Source organism: Tianweitania sp., from assembly GCF_032053605.1.
GTDB lineage: Bacteria > Pseudomonadota > Alphaproteobacteria > Rhizobiales > Rhizobiaceae > Tianweitania.
On sequence record NZ_DAMBUH010000073.1, the window covers coordinates 1 to 17,444 of the forward strand.

At 62.6% G+C, this 17,444-nt stretch carries 19 protein-coding genes; 3 read left to right on the top strand and 16 right to left on the bottom strand.

Going from position 1 to position 17,444, the window contains the following annotated elements:
* The 5 genes from RTX98_RS14890 to RTX98_RS14910 all read right to left on the bottom strand — a co-directional run.
* A partial coding sequence (locus RTX98_RS14890; protein WP_416223134.1) for a DUF4167 domain-containing protein occupies positions 1–617 on the bottom strand: 617 nt, incomplete at its 3' end.
* Between the two features lie 420 nt (positions 618–1,037).
* A complete protein-coding gene (gene prmC / locus RTX98_RS14895) occupies positions 1,038–1,892 on the bottom strand; it encodes a peptide chain release factor N(5)-glutamine methyltransferase (protein WP_312797586.1) in 855 nt (284 codons plus the stop codon).
* Positions 1,893–1,901: 9 nt separating this feature from the next.
* Entirely contained in the window at positions 1,902–2,966 is a 1,065-nt protein-coding gene (gene prfA, locus RTX98_RS14900) for a peptide chain release factor 1 (RefSeq protein WP_312797587.1), read from the bottom strand.
* A 15-nt stretch (positions 2,967–2,981) separates the two neighbouring features.
* Positions 2,982–5,252: a phosphoenolpyruvate--protein phosphotransferase gene (gene ptsP / locus RTX98_RS14905; protein WP_312797588.1), complete on the bottom strand. Its 2,271-nt coding sequence runs from the start codon at positions 5,250–5,252 to the stop codon at positions 2,982–2,984.
* A 75-nt stretch (positions 5,253–5,327) separates the two neighbouring features.
* A complete protein-coding gene (locus RTX98_RS14910) occupies positions 5,328–6,581 on the bottom strand; it encodes an aspartate kinase (RefSeq protein WP_312797590.1) in 1,254 nt (417 codons plus the stop codon).
* Positions 6,582–6,804: 223 nt separating this feature from the next.
* Between RTX98_RS14910 and RTX98_RS14915 the strand changes: the two genes are divergently transcribed.
* Positions 6,805–7,515 (top strand): gamma-glutamylcyclotransferase, encoded by a 711-nt coding sequence (locus RTX98_RS14915; RefSeq protein WP_312797591.1) that lies wholly within the window; start codon positions 6,805–6,807, stop codon positions 7,513–7,515.
* Here the strand turns inward: RTX98_RS14915 and RTX98_RS14920 are convergent.
* On the bottom strand, positions 7,512–8,165 hold the full coding sequence (locus RTX98_RS14920) for a hypothetical protein (protein WP_312797594.1): 654 nt from the start codon (positions 8,163–8,165) through the stop codon (positions 7,512–7,514). The two genes, RTX98_RS14915 and RTX98_RS14920, sit on opposite strands and share 4 nt — an antisense overlap.
* Before the next feature lie 200 nt (positions 8,166–8,365).
* On the opposite strand from RTX98_RS14920, the gene ubiG reads away from it, so the two are divergent.
* The gene (gene ubiG, locus RTX98_RS14925; RefSeq protein ID WP_312797595.1) at positions 8,366–9,133 is read left to right on the top strand and encodes a bifunctional 2-polyprenyl-6-hydroxyphenol methylase/3-demethylubiquinol 3-O-methyltransferase UbiG; all 768 of its coding nucleotides are present in this window, start codon (positions 8,366–8,368) and stop codon (positions 9,131–9,133) included.
* Between the two features lie 9 nt (positions 9,134–9,142).
* On the opposite strand, the gene RTX98_RS14930 is transcribed toward ubiG, so the two are convergent.
* From RTX98_RS14930 to RTX98_RS14950, 5 genes are all read right to left on the bottom strand, one after another.
* Positions 9,143–10,360 (bottom strand): hypothetical protein, encoded by a 1,218-nt coding sequence (locus RTX98_RS14930; protein WP_312797596.1) that lies wholly within the window; start codon positions 10,358–10,360, stop codon positions 9,143–9,145.
* Between the two features lie 49 nt (positions 10,361–10,409).
* Positions 10,410–10,835, bottom strand: coding sequence for a DUF1178 family protein (locus tag RTX98_RS14935; protein ID WP_312797597.1), 426 nt, complete (start codon positions 10,833–10,835; stop codon positions 10,410–10,412).
* Positions 10,832–11,704: a carbon-nitrogen hydrolase family protein gene (locus RTX98_RS14940; RefSeq protein WP_312797598.1), complete on the bottom strand. Its 873-nt coding sequence runs from the start codon at positions 11,702–11,704 to the stop codon at positions 10,832–10,834. Before RTX98_RS14940 ends, RTX98_RS14935 begins: the two co-directional genes overlap by 4 nt.
* A gap of 9 nt (positions 11,705–11,713) precedes the next feature.
* On the bottom strand, positions 11,714–11,968 hold the full coding sequence (grxC, locus tag RTX98_RS14945; protein ID WP_189505281.1) for a glutaredoxin 3: 255 nt from the start codon (positions 11,966–11,968) through the stop codon (positions 11,714–11,716).
* Positions 11,969–12,361: 393 nt separating this feature from the next.
* On the bottom strand, positions 12,362–13,153 hold the full coding sequence (locus tag RTX98_RS14950) for a ComF family protein (protein WP_416223135.1): 792 nt from the start codon (positions 13,151–13,153) through the stop codon (positions 12,362–12,364).
* Between the two features lie 44 nt (positions 13,154–13,197).
* Between RTX98_RS14950 and RTX98_RS14955 the strand changes: the two genes are divergently transcribed.
* Positions 13,198–14,064: a methyltransferase domain-containing protein gene (locus tag RTX98_RS14955; protein WP_312797599.1), complete on the top strand. Its 867-nt coding sequence runs from the start codon at positions 13,198–13,200 to the stop codon at positions 14,062–14,064.
* Here the strand turns inward: RTX98_RS14955 and RTX98_RS14960 are convergent, their stop codons facing one another.
* The 5 genes from RTX98_RS14960 to argJ all read right to left on the bottom strand — a co-directional run bounded on the left by RTX98_RS14960 (position 14,065) and on the right by argJ (position 17,227).
* Positions 14,065–14,241, bottom strand: a complete 177-nt coding sequence (locus RTX98_RS14960) for a Flp family type IVb pilin (protein WP_312797600.1) — start codon at positions 14,239–14,241, stop codon at positions 14,065–14,067.
* A gap of 83 nt (positions 14,242–14,324) precedes the next feature.
* Positions 14,325–14,642 carry a hypothetical protein gene (locus tag RTX98_RS14965; RefSeq protein ID WP_312797601.1) on the bottom strand — a complete coding sequence of 106 codons (318 nt, stop codon included), beginning with the start codon at positions 14,640–14,642 and terminating at the stop codon, positions 14,325–14,327.
* 126 nt (positions 14,643–14,768) lie between these two features.
* Positions 14,769–15,179 carry a (deoxy)nucleoside triphosphate pyrophosphohydrolase gene (locus tag RTX98_RS14970; protein WP_312797602.1) on the bottom strand — a complete coding sequence of 137 codons (411 nt, stop codon included), beginning with the start codon at positions 15,177–15,179 and terminating at the stop codon, positions 14,769–14,771.
* Entirely contained in the window at positions 15,176–15,976 is an 801-nt protein-coding gene (locus tag RTX98_RS14975) for a GNAT family N-acetyltransferase (RefSeq protein ID WP_312797603.1), read from the bottom strand. The genes RTX98_RS14970 and RTX98_RS14975 overlap by 4 nt, the downstream gene beginning before the upstream one ends.
* A gap of 9 nt (positions 15,977–15,985) precedes the next feature.
* Positions 15,986–17,227 carry a bifunctional glutamate N-acetyltransferase/amino-acid acetyltransferase ArgJ gene (gene argJ / locus RTX98_RS14980; protein ID WP_312797605.1) on the bottom strand — a complete coding sequence of 414 codons (1,242 nt, stop codon included), beginning with the start codon at positions 17,225–17,227 and terminating at the stop codon, positions 15,986–15,988.
* Positions 17,228–17,444 lie beyond the last annotated feature (217 nt).

Genomic DNA, 17,444 nt, shown 5'->3' on the forward strand with positions numbered 1-17,444 from the left:
CGCTGTTCGCGGCCTTCGCGTTGTTCACGGGGCTCGCGTTGGCCGTTCGGGTCACGCTGCTCGCGGCCCTCGCGCTGATCCCGCTGGCCATTCGGCTCGCGTTGTTCGCGCGGTTCCCGCTGCTCGCGCTGACCTTGATTGTCGCGGCCCTGATTGTCGCGATAACCCTGGTTGTCGCGGGTGTCGCGGCGATCGCTCTGATCGCGGCCATCCATCTGATCGCGCTGGCCGTCCTGCGGCTGCTGCTGACCATCGTTGGACTGACCGTTCTGCGGCATCTCCATGCCGTTGCCGTCTTCGTCCATATCGTCGTCGAAATCGCTGCGCTGATCGCGCACGACCGGCTGGGGCAGCAGCGCCTGGGCGGCTGCGATGATGCGGTTGTAATGCTCGGCGTGCTGCAGATAGTTTTCGGCCATCACGCGGTCGCCCGAGCTTTGCGCATCGCGGGCCAGCGTCGTGTACTTTTCGGCAATCTGCATCGCAGAACCGCGGATCTTCACGTCCGGCCCATTGCTCTCATAGGAGCGGGTCAGCGGATTCGGGCCCTTGCGGTTATTGTTGTGATTGTTGTTGTTATTATTGTTGTTGCCGTTACCGCCGTTGCGACCGCGCATACGCCGGTTTTGCTGTTGTGGCCTCATCCTAGTTCTTTCTGACCTAGCTCGTAAACTGAAGAAGGGGAGTTTTCGGGATCGCGGAAGGGATGTCTGGCCGCGTGATACACGCCGTCACCAAACGATCCGATCTGTCAGTGTTAGGGCCGCTTGCTGCGCACAAAGCGCGGCAGTCCACCGCCGTGACGTCATCTTTTCCTAAAACACTTGCCGGACGATCCCCGCACGAAGCACAGGCGCTCATCACGCAAGAAGGCAGTATCAGTTCTTGGATCCCGAATCGGTAACGGCACTGCCTGCTTCGTCATCCGGTGCCTTGGACCCTAGTGACAAAGATTGACGTTGCCAAGTGCTTTTTCGGGTAAACCCTTGTTGTGCACCACCCCAAGGTTGCGGCGAATGCGCCCGTTTTATGGGGGATCAGGCGCGGAAGATCAGCACGCGGTCATTGCCGCCGTAGTCCTTCCGGGCATCGATCAAAGCATGACCGGCCTCCTCGAAGATTGTCGACACTGACGACTTCTGATCCCAGCCGATCTCCAGGCCGATAATGCCCGTTGCACTGAGAAAGCTGCCTGCGCCCTCAGCTATCGCGCGATAAGCATCAAGCCCATCTTCGCCGCCATCCAGCGCGCGCATCGGATCGTGATCGCGCACATCGCGCGACAAACCGTCGATCTCGCCATGCGCGATGTAAGGGGGATTGGACACGATGGCGTCGAAACACCCCGTCACATCCGCAAACCAGTCGGATCGAACGGTTTCGAACCGGTCCGCGACCCCATTGATGTGGGCGTTGCCGTTGGCCGCTTCAAGGGCGCCTGCGGACAGGTCGGTTCCGACGGCCCGCAGCTCCACAACCTCCTTCAATAGCGACACGGCAATGGCGCCGGATCCCGTGCCGAGATCAAGCAAACGGCAGGCGCCGGTGGTTTCGATGCGCGTGCGCAACCAGGGGGCAACGGCATCCACCAGAATTTCCGTGTCGGGACGCGGTTCAAGCGTGTCCGGCGACAGGTTGAAGCGCAGGCCGTGGAAGTCGCGATAGCCGAGAATGCGGTGCACCGGCTCGCCTCGGAGCCTGCGCGCTTGAACGGCATCGAGCGCTACCGCCTGCTCGGTCGTCAAAATACGGTTGGGATCGCGCACCAGATCAAGCGCGCTCAAGCCGGTTACGTGTTCGAGCAGAAGCCGCGCGTCGAAGTCAGCCCCTTCTATACCGGCTGAGCGCAACGCGTCACGGAGCGCGCGCAGCGCTTGGGATCCGCTTGTCATGTCCGGTGATCAGGCATCGCCGAGCGCCAGAAGCAGCTTGGACTGATGATCGGCAATCAAGGCGTCGACCAGCTCATCGAGATCGCCTTCCACCACACGGTCGAGCTTGTAGAGCGTGAGGTTGATGCGATGGTCGGTGATGCGGCCTTGCGGGAAATTATAGGTACGGATGCGCTCCGAGCGATCGCCAGAACCGACCTGCAGGCGGCGCGCTTCCGAGCGCTCATCCGCCAGCTTGGTGCGCTCGGCATCGAACAACCTGGCGCGCAGGATCTGCATGGCGCGGGCGCGGTTCTGATGCTGCGATTTTTCCGCCTGCACCACCACGATACCGGACGGAATATGCGTGATGCGCACGGCCGAATCCGTGGTGTTGACGTGCTGGCCGCCGGCTCCGCTAGCGCGCATCGTATCGATGCGGATGTCTTCGTTGCGGATTTCGATGTCGACGTCTTCGGCTTCCGGCAAAACAGCGACGGTTGCCGCCGAGGTGTGAATACGGCCGCTGGCCTCGGTGGCCGGCACGCGCTGGACACGATGCACGCCAGACTCGAATTTCATCTTCGAGAACACGCCCTTGCCGGAAACGGTGGCAATGATTTCCTTGTAGCCGCCCGCCTCACCTTCCGAGGCTGAAACCAGCTCGACCTTCCACCCTTGAGTCGAGGCATAGCGCTCATACATGCGAAACAGATCGCCGGCGAAGATCGCGGCCTCGTCGCCGCCGGTGCCGGCGCGGATTTCCAGGATCGCGTTCTTGGCGTCGGCGGCATCGCGCGGCAGAAGCAGGATCTGGATGTCGGATTCCAGTTTTTCGATACGCTCTTCCAGATCGGGAATATCGGCTTCCGCCAGGGCCCGCATTTCCGGGTCACCGAGCATGGCATCGAGATCGGCGCGTTCGGTCTTTGCTGCGTTGAGTTCGCGGATTTTGGCGGCGATGTCCTGCAGCTCGGAATATTCCGAAGCGAGCTTTACATAGGTTTCAGCATCCGGACCGGCCGACATCTGCGCTTCAACGAAGTCGAAGCGGCGCAGCATCTGATCCATGCGTTCAGCAGGAAGATTGACCATCAGGATTCCAAGATATCAGAGAGGCACGCCGTGCTGGGCCGCGAAGGCTTGCAGATCCGACCGAACGGAATGGCGGGCATTGGGGTGGCCGAGCAGATCGGCCATGCAGGCTTCGAGGTCCGCCACCGGCAGTTCGCACAACATCGCCTTCACCGGGCCGATCGCGGCTGGCGACATGGAGATGGAACGGAAGCCGAGGCCGATCAGGGCCATGGCGGACAAGGGGCGTCCGGCAAGTTCGCCGCACAAAGTCACCGCCGTCTTATGCCTGATACCGGCATCGACGATCTGCTTGAGCGCGCGCAGGAATGGCGCGGATAGCGGATCGAAGCGGTCGGACAAAAGCGCGCTGCCGCGATCGGTGGCGGTGATGAACTGGAACAGATCGTTGGAGCCCACCGACACGAAGTCGACGGCGGCCATCAGCTCGTCGAGCTGCCACATCAGCGACGGCACTTCGAGCATAGCGCCGAGCTTCAGCTTGGTCGGCAGATGATGCGCAAATCGGGAGAGATGGCGCACTTCGCGGTCCAGCAGCTCGCGCGCCTGCACGATCTCGTCGATCTCGGTAACCATCGGCAGCATCAAGCGCAATTCGCGCCCGCCGGCGGCCTTGAGCAAGGCGCGCAACTGAGTGCGCAGGAAGCCTGGACGATCCAGGGTGAGGCGGATGGCGCGCCAGCCGAGCGCGGGATTCTCTTCGTTCAGCGCACCCTTGAAGTAAGGCAGCACCTTGTCGCCGCCGATATCGATGGTGCGGAAGGTCACGGGCTTCGGGCCGGCGGCATCCAGCACATCGCGATACAACCGCTCCTGCGCTTCGGCGCGCGGGAAGGTCGCGGCCACCATGAACTGCAGCTCGGTGCGGAACAGGCCGATGCCGGCGGCACCCGATTCATCGAGTTGCGGCAAGTCGACGGCCAGACCGGCATTCATCAGCAGATCGACATGCACGCCGTCTTTCGAATTCGACGGGCGGTCGCGCAACTCGCGATAAAGCTCCTGGCGGCGGGCGCGGAAGCGGACCTTTTCGGCGAAGGCGGCTTCCACATCCGATTGCGGACGCAGATGGACCTGGCCTTCTTCGCCATCGACGATGATCGCGTCGCCATTTTCGGCCATGGACACGACGCCCTTGACCTGACCGGCCACCGGAATGCCCATCGCGCGTGCGACGATCACCACATGGCTGGTGATCGAGCCGTCTTCCAGAACGAGGCCGCGCACGCGGTCGCGCGGATAATCGAGCAGTTCGGCCGCACCCATCTGGCGGGCAACAACGACCGCATCGCGCGGCAGCGCTTCGCCCAACCCATCCGGCCCACGGCCAAGCAACTGGCGCAGCAGACGGTTGGCGAGATCGTCGAAATCGCTCATCCGCTCGCGCAGATAAGGATCGGTCATGTGCTGCATGCGAGCTCGCATGTCGCTCTGGACCTTTTCCACAGCGGCTTCCGCGGTCAAACCGTTGCGCACGGCTTCTTCCAGGCGACGCACCCAGCCGCGATCATGCGCGAACATGCGGTAAGCTTCCAGCACCGCGCGGTGTTCGCCTTCAAACGCCACGTCGCGGCGCGACAGCATGTCGTCGATGGAAAGCCGCAGCGAGTCGAGCGACTCGGTCAAACGGCCGAGTTCTTCCTCGCTGTCTTCATTGAACAGGTTGGTGACGACAACGCGCGGCTCGTGCAGCACGACATGGCCGAGACCGACACCGTCGTTGAAGGCAAGCCCGTTGAACGAAGCGGGACGGCTGAGATCGAGTTCGAGACCGGGCCGCGTCAGGCGCGCCAGATCGCCGGTGGCGATCATCTCGGCGATCACCATGGCGGTGGTTTCCAGCGCCTCGATCTCGTCTTCGCGGTAATGGCGCATCGTGCGGTTCTGCACGGTGAGAACGCCAAGCGTGCGACCCGCGCGCAAAACCGGTACGCCGAGGAAGGAGTTGTAGATCTCTTCGCCGGTTTCCGGAAGATAGGCGAAGGCCGGGTGCTGCTGCGCGTCAGTAAGGTTCAGCGCGCGGGCCGAGGCCGCGATCGTGCCGACGAGGCCTTGCCCCAGCCGCAACTGCGCAAGGTGGACGGAGCCGGGGTTCAGGCCTTCGGTGGCATAGAGTTCCAGAACCGAGTCGGAGCGCAGCACGTAAAGCGAGCAGACTTCGGCGACCATCTGCTGCGCGATCTCGCGCACGATGCGGTCGAGGCGTTCCTGCGGCTCCAGCGCTTCGGCCATAAGCTCGCGCAGGCGCTTCAAAAGCACTCGCGGTCCTGCGGCCTGGTCACGCATCGATCGTATCACCTTAACGGCCGGCGGAACGCATCCGCTGGCCAACCAACCTCACCCCGAAGTTGAGCGTTTAAGCTACTGCTTGTCCAGTCCATAGACCGAATGCAGCGTGCGAACCGCCAATTCGGTATAGGCCGCGTCGATCAGAATGGAAATCTTGATTTCAGACGTCGTGATCGCACGGATGTTGATGCCGCGATCGGCCAGCGCCTTGAAAGCCATCGCCGCGACGCCGGCATGAGAGCGCATGCCCATGCCGACCACCGAAATCTTGGCCATGCCGCTTTCGGACTGCACGGTGTCGATGCCGATGTCCTTCTGGATCTGGTCGAGCACGACACGAACCTTGTCGAGGTCGCCCGCCGGAACGGTGAAGGTCATGTCGGTGCGCGAACCGTCCTCGGAAATATTCTGGACGATCATGTCGACATTGATGTTGGCTTCGGCCAGCGGCATGAAGATGCCGGCCGCAACACCTGGGCGATCCGAAACGCGGCGGAGCGATATCTGCGCTTCGTCGCGGGCATAAGCGATACCGGTCACGACCTGCTGTTCCACGATTTCATCCTCGTCGCAAATGAGTGTGCCGGGCGGGTTATGGAAATCTCCCATGCCGGGCGCATTGGGATCCTCGAAAGACGAACGCACGAAGGTACGCACCTTGTGCACCATCGCAAGCTCGACCGAGCGAACCTGCAGAACCTTGGCGCCGAGCGAGGCCAGTTCCAGCATTTCCTCGAAGGAAACGCGGTTCAAGCGGCGCGCCTTGGGCTCGATGCGCGGATCGGTCGTGTAAACGCCGTCCACGTCGGTATAGATATCGCAGCGATCGGCCTTCACGGCAGCGGCGATGGCGACCGCGCTCGTATCCGAACCGCCACGGCCAAGCGTCGCGATGCGGTTGTCCGGGCCGATACCCTGGAAACCGGCGATCACCGCCACCTGGCCGATGCCGAAGCGGCGCACGAGTTCCGACCCGTCGATCTCGGTGATGCGGGCCGCACCATGCGCGCCGTCGGTGCGGATCGGGATCTGCCAACCGGCCCAGGACCGCGCATCGATGCCGATATGCTGCAGGGCGATCGCCAGGAGACCTGCGGTCACCTGTTCGCCGGACGCGACCACGGCATCATATTCGCGCGCATCATGCATGGGCGAAGCGTCGCGCGCCCAGGCAACCAGCTCGTTGGTCTTGCCGGACATGGCGGACACGACCACCGCCACTTCATGGCCGGCATCGACTTCACGTTTGACGTGTTGGGCCACCACGCGAATGCGGGCGATGTCGGCGACGGAGGTTCCGCCGAATTTCATCACGATACGCGCCACGGATCTGCTGCCTTTAGAGTTGTACGCGCATATCCCGGTCGAGGTACTTGGCGCTTGAATGCTTGAAGATGCCTCCGGCGGAAGCCCGAGGCGGATGCGGCGTCCATAACCAAAACCCGTTCGCCGCGCAAGCAACCGGCTTGCTTCCGCTGTTGCGATGCCTAACCTTTCCGCAAAGGAATTTGCAGGACCACGCATGCCCCGCCTTCAAAAACAGAGATCCATGACACTCACCGCCGATCATGTCGCGCGGCTTGCCCGCGACATCCCCGATCCAGGCTTCCAGCCGGTTCCCGGCATGGTGCCGATCACGCAGGCAGACTACGACGAGATCGCCGCCGACCTGATCGCGCAGGCGCCGAAGGACGGTTTGTGGGTCTTCGCCTATGGCTCGCTGATCTGGAACCCGGATTTCGATTTCACGGACAAACGCATCGCGCGCGCCCGCGGCTGGCATCGCGCCTTTTGTCTTGGCTGGGATTATCGCTTCCGGGGCAATCGCGAACAGCCGGGCGTGATGCTGGCGCTCGATCGCGGCGGCTCCTGCACCGGCGTGGTCTACCGCCTGCCGGACGATGCGCTGGACGCCAATATCCACCGCCTCCTTCGGCGCGAGATGAGCATGCGGCCGACTGCCTTTCCGCCGCGTTGGATCCCAGTGGAAACAGACGGTGGCCGCCTCACCGTTCTGACCTTTGCCATGAACCGCAAGAGTGGCCGCTATATCGGCGATCTCAGCGACGAGCAGACCGCCGACGTGCTGGCCACCGCCTGCGGCTTTCGCGGCTCCATGGCGGAATATCTGTTCGCCACCGTGTCGCACCTGGAAGAAATGGGCATCCACGACCGCTATCTCTGGCGGTTGCAGGAACTCACCGCCGCGCGCATCGACGCGATGCCACAGCCGGACGCAACGGCGTCTTCGGCGCGCTAGTCTTCCGGCAGCGAGAAGATTTCGCGGTCAAGACGTGGCATCAGCACGCCGGCTGCTGCGAAGCTTTTTGCCGCGTCTTCGTTGGGCAGAGAAAAAAGCCGGTAGCTGACGGGACTGATTTCACGCCCGCGATAGCGGAACGTGGCGTGTCCATGATGGCTGATTTCGCCGGAGGGTGACACAAGCGCAAACGGAAACGACGCTCGCGACCAGCCACCATCAGCAGGGTCCGACCAGACCTTTCCTAGTGCAACCTTCACATCCCAATAGCCGGCATCGCCGGGTAGCGAACCGATGCGGATGGTCTCCTGCGTGGCAGGCACAAGATCACTGCCCAGCGTGCTGAAGCGCAGCCGCACGGCTGGAAAAAACAAGGGATCCTTGTCGAGGCGCGCATCGACTTCCGTTCCCGCCCCTGTCGTGCCGAGCCGGGATTCGGAAAACACAAGGGTTCCGGCAAAGGTTTCCAGCGCAGCTGACGAGCCGGGCGGCAAGGGGACCGGAGCGCCCTGCACGGCTTCCAGCCGCGGGCCGAACAGCGTCAGGTCCTCATCGCCGCCGGCCAGCGGCGTGTTCAGTTCCACTGCCGACGCTGCGCCGCACGACAAAAGGCCCGCTGCGGCCAGAAAGAACCGACGCCAGATCATCATACCCCTGCAAACCGTCCAGCCATCCAGACGCGGATGGGCCCGAGCCCTGATGAGCTCATGACGGTGCCCTATTTTGGCGGCTGCTTTCATGCATGTCGAGAACAAACCGCGTCAATCCTACGCGCGTGACGCTTTGCTATTCCCTTGACTTCACAGCGGCTGCGCCCGACTTGGGATACGCCTAACCGGAGACCTTTGTCATGGCGGATGCAGCGCAAACCGCGATCGCGCGAACCACGATCGATACCGGCGAAGTCGAGCGCTTTTCACGGCTCGCGGCCGAGTGGTGGAACCCGACCGGCAAGTTCAAGCCGCTGCACAAGTTCAACCCGGTGCGCTTGGCCTATATCCGCGATCAGGTTGCCGCCCGCTTCGGCCGTGACCCGCATGCCGCACGCCCGTTCGACGGTCTGCGCATCCTCGACATCGGTTGCGGCGGTGGCCTGTTGTGCGAGCCGCTGGCGCGTCTGGGCGCGACGGTTGTCGGTGCCGACGCCTCTGAAACCAATATCGAGGTCGCCAAGCTGCATGCGGCCGAAGGCAACCTGGTGATCGATTACCGCGCCACCACTGCGGAAGCGCTGGCCGATGCCGGCGAGCAGTTCGACGTCATCCTCAACATGGAAGTGGTCGAGCATGTCGCCGATGTCGACCTGTTCATCTCCAAGACATCTGCCATGGTGAAGCCGGGCGGCATCATGTTCGTGGCCTCGATCAACCGCACGCTGAAAGCCTGGGGCCTCGCCATCATCGGCGCCGAATATGTGCTTCGCTGGCTGCCGCGCGGCACGCATCAGTTCGAAAAGCTGGTGCGCCCGGAAGAGCTGGAAACCGCCTTGCGCGCCGGCGGCCTGAGCGTCATTGACCGCACGGGCGTGACCTTCAACCCCCTTGCCGACCGCTGGGGCCAGTCCCGCGACATGGACGTGAACTACATGGTGCTGGCGGAACGGCCGGGCTTCAACTGAGGCTAAAGTTTACTGCTGCAATGGCGGCCAGCCGGCCACGGCGCCGACGGCATGCAGTCGCTGCATGGTCTCGACTTCGATGTTGTCGCGAGCAAGGGCTGCCTTGATCGCCGGCTGCGCGATATCAGGCAGCTTTGCGAGCGCGAAGGTTGCACTCTTGACCATCTTCTCATCTTTCGCAGCGATCAAAGCGGAGATGAGAAGATCGGCCATGCGCGGATCGTTCTTGAGTTCGCTCGGTACCGCGATCGTCAGATGCTCGAACACTTCGACGTTCGGCGCGTTTTTCACGAGATCGAGATAGGCCTGGAGTCCCGGAGGACCGGACTTCGAAAGCGCTACAATAATCTGTCGGCGCTCTTCGATGCGGTTAGCTTTAGTCTCGAAGGCCGTCTTCAACGCATCCGCAACGCGTTGGCTTCGATCGGTGTTTTCTTCAACGCGAATGGTCGCCCTTGCAAGATCCATCTCCGATTGCGCGGTTTCCAGATCCCGCAGAGCAGCATTCAGCATTGCCGGATCGCGCTCGCCCGCTTTCGACAGGGTGCGGGATGCCATCTGACGGGCTTCCGCATCATCTGATCCAAGCAAGCTGCGAAGCTTCGCCTTCACATCGTTTGGAAACGTTTCGCTTCCTTGCAGGATATGCGCGAGGTTGCCGCTGAAGCGATCATCATTGCTTCGTAACAGAGCCTCCTGAACGAATGGCACAACGCCTTCCCCCTGATAAACTAGGGCCGCCGACGTGGTCGCCTGAAGATTAGGTTCTTGCGTACGTTCCAGAAGAGCCAGCAGTCCGGGCGCTAGCTCCTTGGGATGAGGCGGCGCAAAACCCGCTAGATTGGCAAGATTGGCTTCCAGCGCGATATCCGCCGGCTCATGCAGGAGCTTGGCGAGTGTCGGAACGAGTTCTGGTGGAAGCTCGGGCACTTTGTTCTGGAACTTCGATTGAGCAAGGATCGTGGCAAGCAGGTAGCTCGTCTCGATCCGGCCTGCTTCATCCTGTGCGGCAACGAAGCGTCGCGTCAGATCCGGGATGGCTGCATCACCGAGACGCACGACCTCCTGCGCGGCCTGCATGAAATCCTGTTCGGTTTCGGCCGCATGCATCTTGGCAAACGCGCCATCGACGACCTCGCCGGCACTCTGAGATAATGCCGGTGCCGCCCATAACAAAAGCGATGCCAGCAGGCCGGCCCGGATTGCGGTACGTTTCTGCGACATCATTCTCCTCTCCAACGGATAAGCGCTATTGGCTAGGTAAGCGGCCCATGCATCAATTCTGCTCTTCAGGCAGAGCCGGGAGTGGCAGGAACCCGACGCCATCTTCGGCGAGGCTCTTCGCTTCTTCTAACGTGGCTTCGCCGTAAATGCCGCGCGCTTCCGTTTCACCGAAATGGATCTTGCGCGCTTCTTCGGCGAACTTGTCGCCGACATTTTCGGCTGAGCTCCGCACCTTGCGGGCTAGGTCCTGCAGCTGCGCGATCATCTTGGCCTGTTCAGCGCCAGCTGCCAGCGCGAGCTTCTCACGCCGCTTGCCGGTGGACACGGCAGGCGCCATCAGCGCCTTGCTGACCTTCGCTGAACCGCAGGTCGGGCATGTCACCAGGCCGCGCTGAGACTGCGCGTCGTAATCATCGCCGTTGCGGAACCAGGCTTCGAAGTCGTGGCCTTCAGTGCAATGAAGCGAATAGGAGATCATTCCGCGGCCTGTGCCTGCCCCTGAGCGCCAACCCGCGCGACATCGAAGGTGCGAGCGTTGCGCAGGTTCGGGATCTTCTTGCGGGCGTCCGCGACCTTGGCGGTGTCGATCTCGGCCGTAATCACCTGCGGTTCCCCGCTCGTGGCTTCGGCCAGGATGGCACCCCACGGATCGATGATCATCGAATGGCCGAAGGTTTCGCGCCCGTCCTGATGCCGGCCGGACTGCGCGGCTGCGATCACGAAAGCGCCGTTCTCGATGGCCCGGGAGCGCAGCAGCACATGCCAGTGCGCTTCGCCGGTCCGGCGCGTGAAGGCGGCGGGAACGGTGAGTACCTCGGCGCCGGCCAGTGCCTGCGCCTGGAACAGCTGCGGAAAACGCAGGTCGTAGCACACGGCCATGCCGAGCGTGGCGAAAGGCAGAGTCGCCACCACGCTTTGCGCGCCGGGCTGGTAGGTCGCGGATTCGCGCCAGCTTTCGCCGCCGTCGAGATCGACGTCGAACATGTGGATCTTGTCGTAGGTGGCGATCCGCGCGCCGTCGGGCCCAAACAGGAAGGCCCGGTTGGCGACCTTGCCGTTTTCGCTGATATCACCGAGCGCGATGGCCGTTGAGCCGATATGCAGGGTGATGCCGAGTTCACCAGCCAGACGCTGACCGGCCTGTGCGACAAGGTCTTCAGCCTCAGTGCGCAACATGGCGCGCAACGCTGGACGGTCCCGCACCAGCGCGCCGGTCATTTCCGGCGTTTGCACATAGGTGGCGCCGCGTGCTGCGGCCTCGCGGACCAGTTTTTCCATCGCCGCGATGTTTTCGGCGATTTCGGTGCCGGAACACATCTGCACGGCTGCAGCGGTGAAAATCGCCATGGGAGATCCTCAGGCCGCCAGAAGCGGATCCAGCTTGCCAGATGCATCCAGCGCATGCAGGTCGTCGCAACCGCCGACATGGGTGTCGTCGATGAAGATCTGCGGGAAGGTCGAGCGCTTCGAGCGCGTCATCATCTCCTGGCGCAGTTCCGGCGAGAAGCTCGCATCATGCTCGGTGTAAGACACGCCCTTCTTGTCGAGCAGCTTCTTGGCCGCCGTGCAATAGCCGCAGCCCACGCGCGTATAGATCACAACATCAGCCATATGCGTTCCCATCAGAAATCCTTGAGCCGCCTATATAGAGATGCGCAAAGGCGGCTGGAAGCCCTCGCCGCTTGTTAGGGTTCAAACCCTGCAATAAAGAAGATGGCTGGTTTTCAGGTGAAGGCAGAAGCAGCAGCGCCCCGATCAGCCGGCGCGATCGGGAGAGATGGGCTTTCCCGACTGAGGCAAAAGCCTTGCCTTCAAAATGGAGGTGAGGATGATGTGGTTTCTGCCACTGAACGTCAGCTTTCAAATGAAGAAGACCCGGAGCGGCTGGTCAATAGCACTCCGGGTCAACATCTTCATCTAAAGGCAAAACGGGGAGTAGGTATGCAGCCTGCTTCCCACCTCCGAAATATAATCCACTACAGCCCCTTCGTCAAAGCCCTCGCCTCACCCTTCATCCTCTTCAAGATCGAGCTGGTCGGGCAAAACGCGGGAGAAGGTGAGGATGTCGACGGCTGATGCGCCGTTGCGCAGGAGGGTTCGGGTGACGGCGGAGACGGTGGCGCCGGTGGTGTAAACGTCATCGATCAGGAGCACGCGTTTGCCTTTGAGCTTGGTCTTGGTTTTTGGGTGCACGCGAAAGGCGCCGCGGACATTGTCCTGGCGCTGTTTGGCATGAAGGCCGACCTGTTGGCGTGTGGGCCGCGTGCGGTGGATGAGGTCGGGTTCGAAGGGAAGGCCAGTCAGGGCGGACAGACTGCGGGCGAGTTCGGCGGACTGGTTGTAGCGACGCTGGAAGAAGCGGCGGCGGTGCAAGGGCACGGCGACGATGAGGTCGGCTTGGTCGAGCAGTTCGCTGCCGGCGCGCAGCATCCAGCGCGCCATCCAGGGGGCGAGATCGGTGCGATCGCGATATTTGAGGTCGCCTACCATGCGGCGCGCCAGGCCGGTATGGATGGCGGCGGAGCGCAGGCGCGCAAAAGGCGGCGGGTTGGCGATGGCCTCAGCCGACAGGAAGCTGTCGCCCTTGTCTTCGCGAAACGGCGTGCCCATCACCGGGCAATACGGCCTGTCGATCAGGCGCAGATTGGACCAGCAGGGGCCGCAAAGCGATCCGGGCACGGCGACCTGTGTTTGGCAGCCCAGGCAGATCGGCGGGAACAGGAGTTTACCGGCGGCGCGGGCAAGGAACGTCGGCGCTGACAAAAGCCGTGTCTTGATCAAAGGCGCGGCGAACACGTAAAAGCACCCCCTCTGTTCATGATCTGCCAGGAGTGCCAGCGTTGGAGCCGATTGTCGATACCGCGCTGAGCCTCCAGCACAAACGCCGCGCATTGGCACTTGGCCCCGCCAATGGCGTGGACTTCCTGATGCGGCTGAGCGCCGACGATCTCCTTGAGCGGCTGGCGACTGTGGAGCGGCGCTTTCCAGATGCCGCGACGCTGTTTTCGCTGACCGGACACGCGGCATCGGCCCTTCAGGCCAGCGGCAAGGTCGATCATGTCACCCGCGTAGAAGCGATGCCCGAGCTTCTGAACGACGGCGAAGGTCAGGTGGCCGCGCCCGAAACCGTGCCGCTCGAACAGGAAAGCATGGACCTGATCGTGTCGCTTCTGTCCTTGCATGAAGCGAACGACATTCCCGGCACCCTGATCCAGATCCGGCGTGCGCTCAGGCCCGACGGTTTGTTTCTGGCGGCGTTTCCGGGTGCCGGTACTTTGGCAGAATTGCGCGACAGTTTTCTTCAGGCGGAAGCGGAGTTGAGCGATGGGGCGAGCCCGCGCGTGCTGCCTTTCACCGACGTGCGCGATGCCGGCGGTCTGCTCCAGCGCGCGGGCTTCGCTCTGCCGGTGGCCGATCTCGAAACGCTGACCGTGCGCTACGACAACCTGTTTGCCTTGATGAAGGATCTGCGCGCGATGGGCGCGGCCAACGCCATGATCGCCCGCAGCCGCAAGCCGGCAAACCTGGCGCTGTTCATGCGCGCTTCGGAAATCTACGCGGAGCGCTATTCCGATCCGGACGGGCGCATCCGCGCAACCTTTTCGATCGTCTGGCTGTCGGGCTGGGCGCCGCATGCCTCGCAGCAGAAGCCGGCAGCGCGCGGCAGTGCAACGGCATCGCTGGCCGAGGCGCTGAAACCGCGCTGATTACTGATCAGCGTCCAGAGCCTGGATGAGGCGGCTGTTGTTATTGCCCCAGAGATAAGTCAGCGCGTTTGTGGCATTGCCGAAGCCGACCAACACGGCGAGCGCGAGACAAGCGACGATCAGGCCGTATTCGACCATCGTGGCCCCACGCTCGTCCCTGATAAACCGTCGGATCATCTCGGATGCCCAAACCCTGTGTTGGTGCATCCTTGCCGTCAGGCATTAAGAATTCGGCGTGTCAAAGCAGAGACTTGGACGTTTCAGCAGTCGCCGACCTGACGGCCATCGTCGCGGATGACGCAAACCCCGCCTGGCTTCTGCGACAGGACGCTGCGGCGGACCGTGTAGGTGCCCGGTGTGTTGATGCTGCCGGTGGCGGAGTAATCGAGGTCGCTGCTGCCCATGACACTGCTTCCGACACTGCCCATAACACCGCGCTCTTCCCGCACCATCATCGGCGCCAGAAACAGGGTCAGCGCGACGCCGGCCGTGCTGAAAAGAAGGGCTGAGCGGACGAGGACGGATCGGCAGGCCGAGAAGAAGGCTTCGTGCCTGCTCGGCTCCGGTGGCAAGTTCATATCCCTGCGCATCGTTGACTCTCCTGTTGGCATCAGCAGTTTTAAACCTTGCTGTTGCCTTCAAATTGTCACGAGTGCCTAAAAGCTTTGTTAAGCCTGCCGGTAAGGATTGGGTTCAGACCGGTCTCAAAGCAGGTCGATGAGATGCGAGATCAGCGGCTCGTCGGCGGGCGGCATCGGGTAATCACGTAGCTTGTTGGGTCGTACCCATTTCAGCGCCTGGGCTTCCAGTGGCTGCGGCGTGCCCCAGTAACGGCGGCAGACATAGAGCGGCATCAGCAGATGAAAGCTGTCATAGGTGTGGCTGGCAAAAGTCAGCGGCGCGAGGCAGCTCACCTTGGTGTCGATGCCCAGCTCCTCTTTCAACTCGCGCACCAAGGCCAGCTCGGGCGTTTCGCCGGCCTCGACCTTGCCCCCGGGAAATTCCCACAGACCGGCAAGCGACTTGCCTTCCGGCCGTTGCGCCAGCAACACGCGGTTGTCGGCATCGACCAGTGCGCAGGCGACAACCAGAACAAGCTTCTTGGCGTCGCTCATGCTTCCGCTTCCACGACAGCACCTTGCGGGCGGCGATAGTGATAGCCGTACACCGCCTCAAAGCCGATCGAGCGGTAGAGCTTGATGGCGACTTCGTTGTTGGCTTCGACCTGCAACCAGGCGAGCTTGGCACCGCGCAGCTTGGCCCATTTCAAGGCCGACAGAACCACACGACGGCCATAACCCTGCCCGCGAACCTTCACATGGGTCGCGACCTCGAACAGGCCGGCGAGATCACGATCCTGAACGCAGATCGCCGACGCCAGCGGATGATCCTCGGCTTCCAGCGCAAACAAACCGACTTCCGGTTCGATGGCGCGAATGATGTCGGTGAGACCCGGAGCGCGCGCAGGACCAAGGCCGTGCACTTCGAGCGCTGCGGTGATGAAGCGATCGACATCTTTCAGTGGGATCTGGTCCATCGCATCGCCAACCGGCGTGTCGCCTTCCAGACCAAGCGCCATCACCAGCGAAGGCCGGATCGTGTCCCAGGCAGCGGCATCGAAATGCGCTTCGAGCTTTTCGCCGGCCAGCGGCGACAGGCGAAAGGTGAGCGGGCGGCCGGCGGCGGCGAAGCGTTCGGCCGCACGCGCAATGCGGTTGTCGAGATCGTGCAGATCGCCGGGATCGAGCGGATTGACCGAGTTCAAACGCTTGGCGTCATGGCCAGGCGTCAGCCGGATCACCCAGGTGCCGTCATATTGCACATCCGCAGCCGGCCAGGCGCGAAAGCCCGCGGCTTCGAAGCGGCGCACGAGGCCGAGATGCAATGAGCGATCCGGAAGATGATTTGGCATAGGTAATTCCTAAGACCGGTAATCACCGTTGATGGCGACATAGTCCTTGGTGAGATCGCAGGTCCAGACGGTCGCCTTGCCGTCGCCCAGGCCGATATCGACCGTGATCAGGATCTCGTCACTCTTCATATAGGCGGATGTCGCGGCTTCCGAATAGGCGGGATCGCGCTCGCCTTCGTGGGCGACGCGGATGTCGCCGAAGGAAATCGCCAGGCGATCGCGGTCGGCCGGTTCGCCGGATTTGCCGACGGCCATGACGACGCGGCCCCAGTTTGCGTCCTCACCCGCCACGGCCGTTTTCACCAGCGGCGAATTGGCAATGGACAGCGCGATGCGCTTGGCGGAGTGGTCGCTTTCAGCACCCGTAACGGTGATTTCCACTTCCTTGCGCGCGCCCTCGCCATCACGCACGACCTGAAGCGCCAGGACTTTCAGGAGGTCGGCGAGTGCGGCCTTGAAGGCATCGAGACGCGGATCGTCGATCGCATCGATCGCCGGCGCACCACGACCGGCCGCCTTGCCGGTGGCAAACAACATCAGCGTGTCGCTGGTGGAGGTGTCGCTATCGACAGTGACGGCATTAAACGTGCCGGTCACAGCGTCCGACAGCATCGCCTGCAACACGGGTGCCGCGATCGGCGCATCGGTGGCGACGAAGGACAGCATGGTCGCCATATCCGGAGCAATCATCCCCGCACCTTTGGCGATTCCGTTGATCGTGACGGACGTGCCGCCGAGATCGACCGTGCGCGTGGCATATTTCGGATAGGTGTCCGTGGTCATGATCGCCTTGCCGGCATCGGCCCAGAGCGAGGGCTCGGCGGATGAAGCGAGATCGGCCAGCAGATGCGTAAAGCGGGCGGGATCGAGCGGCTCGCCGATCACGCCGGTGGACGCCAGAAACACGTTTGCCTCGTCGCAATTTGCGGCAGCCGCAGCGGCCTTCGCGGTGGCCTGCGTGGTTTCGCGTCCCTTTTTGCCAGTGAAGGCGTTGGCATTGCCGGAATTCACAACCAGCACACGCGCGATGCCGCCGCCCAGGTTCTGGCGACACAGATCAACCGGCGCCGACGGGCAGCGCGAGCGCGTGAACACGCCGGCGGCTGCAGTCCCCTCGTCGAACACCATCACAAGGAGGTCGGTGCGGTTCTTGTACTTAATGCCAGCCTGCGCGGTGGCGATCCGCACGCCGTCAATGGCAGGCATATCGGGAAAGCTTTTAGGCGCGAGCGGGGAAATACTGGTGGACATGATCTGCCTCGAAGCAAGCAATCTCAGGATCGACTGCGTTCCGTTTGGCGCAAGGGCTTGTCGCGCGCAAGACGCTGCGAGGCATTTCCCTCGGCCAAGCGCGCTTCAACAGCCATGCAGCGGCAAAAGAAAAGGGCACCCGAAGGCGCCCTTTCGATATCGTCCAGTTGGCCCGAGCTTACTGCTGCGTGGCCGGCGCTTCTTCAGCCGGGGTATT

Bases quoted from the DNA above. Each gene is read 5' to 3' on its own strand.
- prmC (WP_312797586.1), bottom strand. From the start codon at position 1,892: ATGACAAGCGGATCCCAAGCGCTGCGCGCGCTCCGTGACGCGTTGCGC.
- prfA (WP_312797587.1), bottom strand. From the start codon at position 2,966: ATGGTCAATCTTCCTGCTGAACGCATGGATCAGATGCTGCGCCGCTTC.
- ptsP (WP_312797588.1), bottom strand. From the start codon at position 5,252: ATGCGTGACCAGGCCGCAGGACCGCGAGTGCTTTTGAAGCGCCTGCGC.
- RTX98_RS14915 (WP_312797591.1), top strand. From the start codon at position 6,805: ATGACACTCACCGCCGATCATGTCGCGCGGCTTGCCCGCGACATCCCC.
- RTX98_RS14920 (WP_312797594.1), bottom strand. From the start codon at position 8,165: ATGATGATCTGGCGTCGGTTCTTTCTGGCCGCAGCGGGCCTTTTGTCG.
- ubiG (WP_312797595.1), top strand. From the start codon at position 8,366: ATGGCGGATGCAGCGCAAACCGCGATCGCGCGAACCACGATCGATACC.
- RTX98_RS14930 (WP_312797596.1), bottom strand. From the start codon at position 10,360: ATGATGTCGCAGAAACGTACCGCAATCCGGGCCGGCCTGCTGGCATCG.
- RTX98_RS14935 (WP_312797597.1), bottom strand. From the start codon at position 10,835: ATGATCTCCTATTCGCTTCATTGCACTGAAGGCCACGACTTCGAAGCC.
- RTX98_RS14940 (WP_312797598.1), bottom strand. From the start codon at position 11,704: ATGGCGATTTTCACCGCTGCAGCCGTGCAGATGTGTTCCGGCACCGAA.
- grxC (WP_189505281.1), bottom strand. From the start codon at position 11,968: ATGGCTGATGTTGTGATCTATACGCGCGTGGGCTGCGGCTATTGCACG.
- RTX98_RS14960 (WP_312797600.1), bottom strand. From the start codon at position 14,241: ATGATCCGACGGTTTATCAGGGACGAGCGTGGGGCCACGATGGTCGAA.
- RTX98_RS14965 (WP_312797601.1), bottom strand. From the start codon at position 14,642: ATGAACTTGCCACCGGAGCCGAGCAGGCACGAAGCCTTCTTCTCGGCC.
- RTX98_RS14970 (WP_312797602.1), bottom strand. From the start codon at position 15,179: ATGAGCGACGCCAAGAAGCTTGTTCTGGTTGTCGCCTGCGCACTGGTC.
- RTX98_RS14975 (WP_312797603.1), bottom strand. From the start codon at position 15,976: ATGCCAAATCATCTTCCGGATCGCTCATTGCATCTCGGCCTCGTGCGC.
- argJ (WP_312797605.1), bottom strand. From the start codon at position 17,227: ATGTCCACCAGTATTTCCCCGCTCGCGCCTAAAAGCTTTCCCGATATG.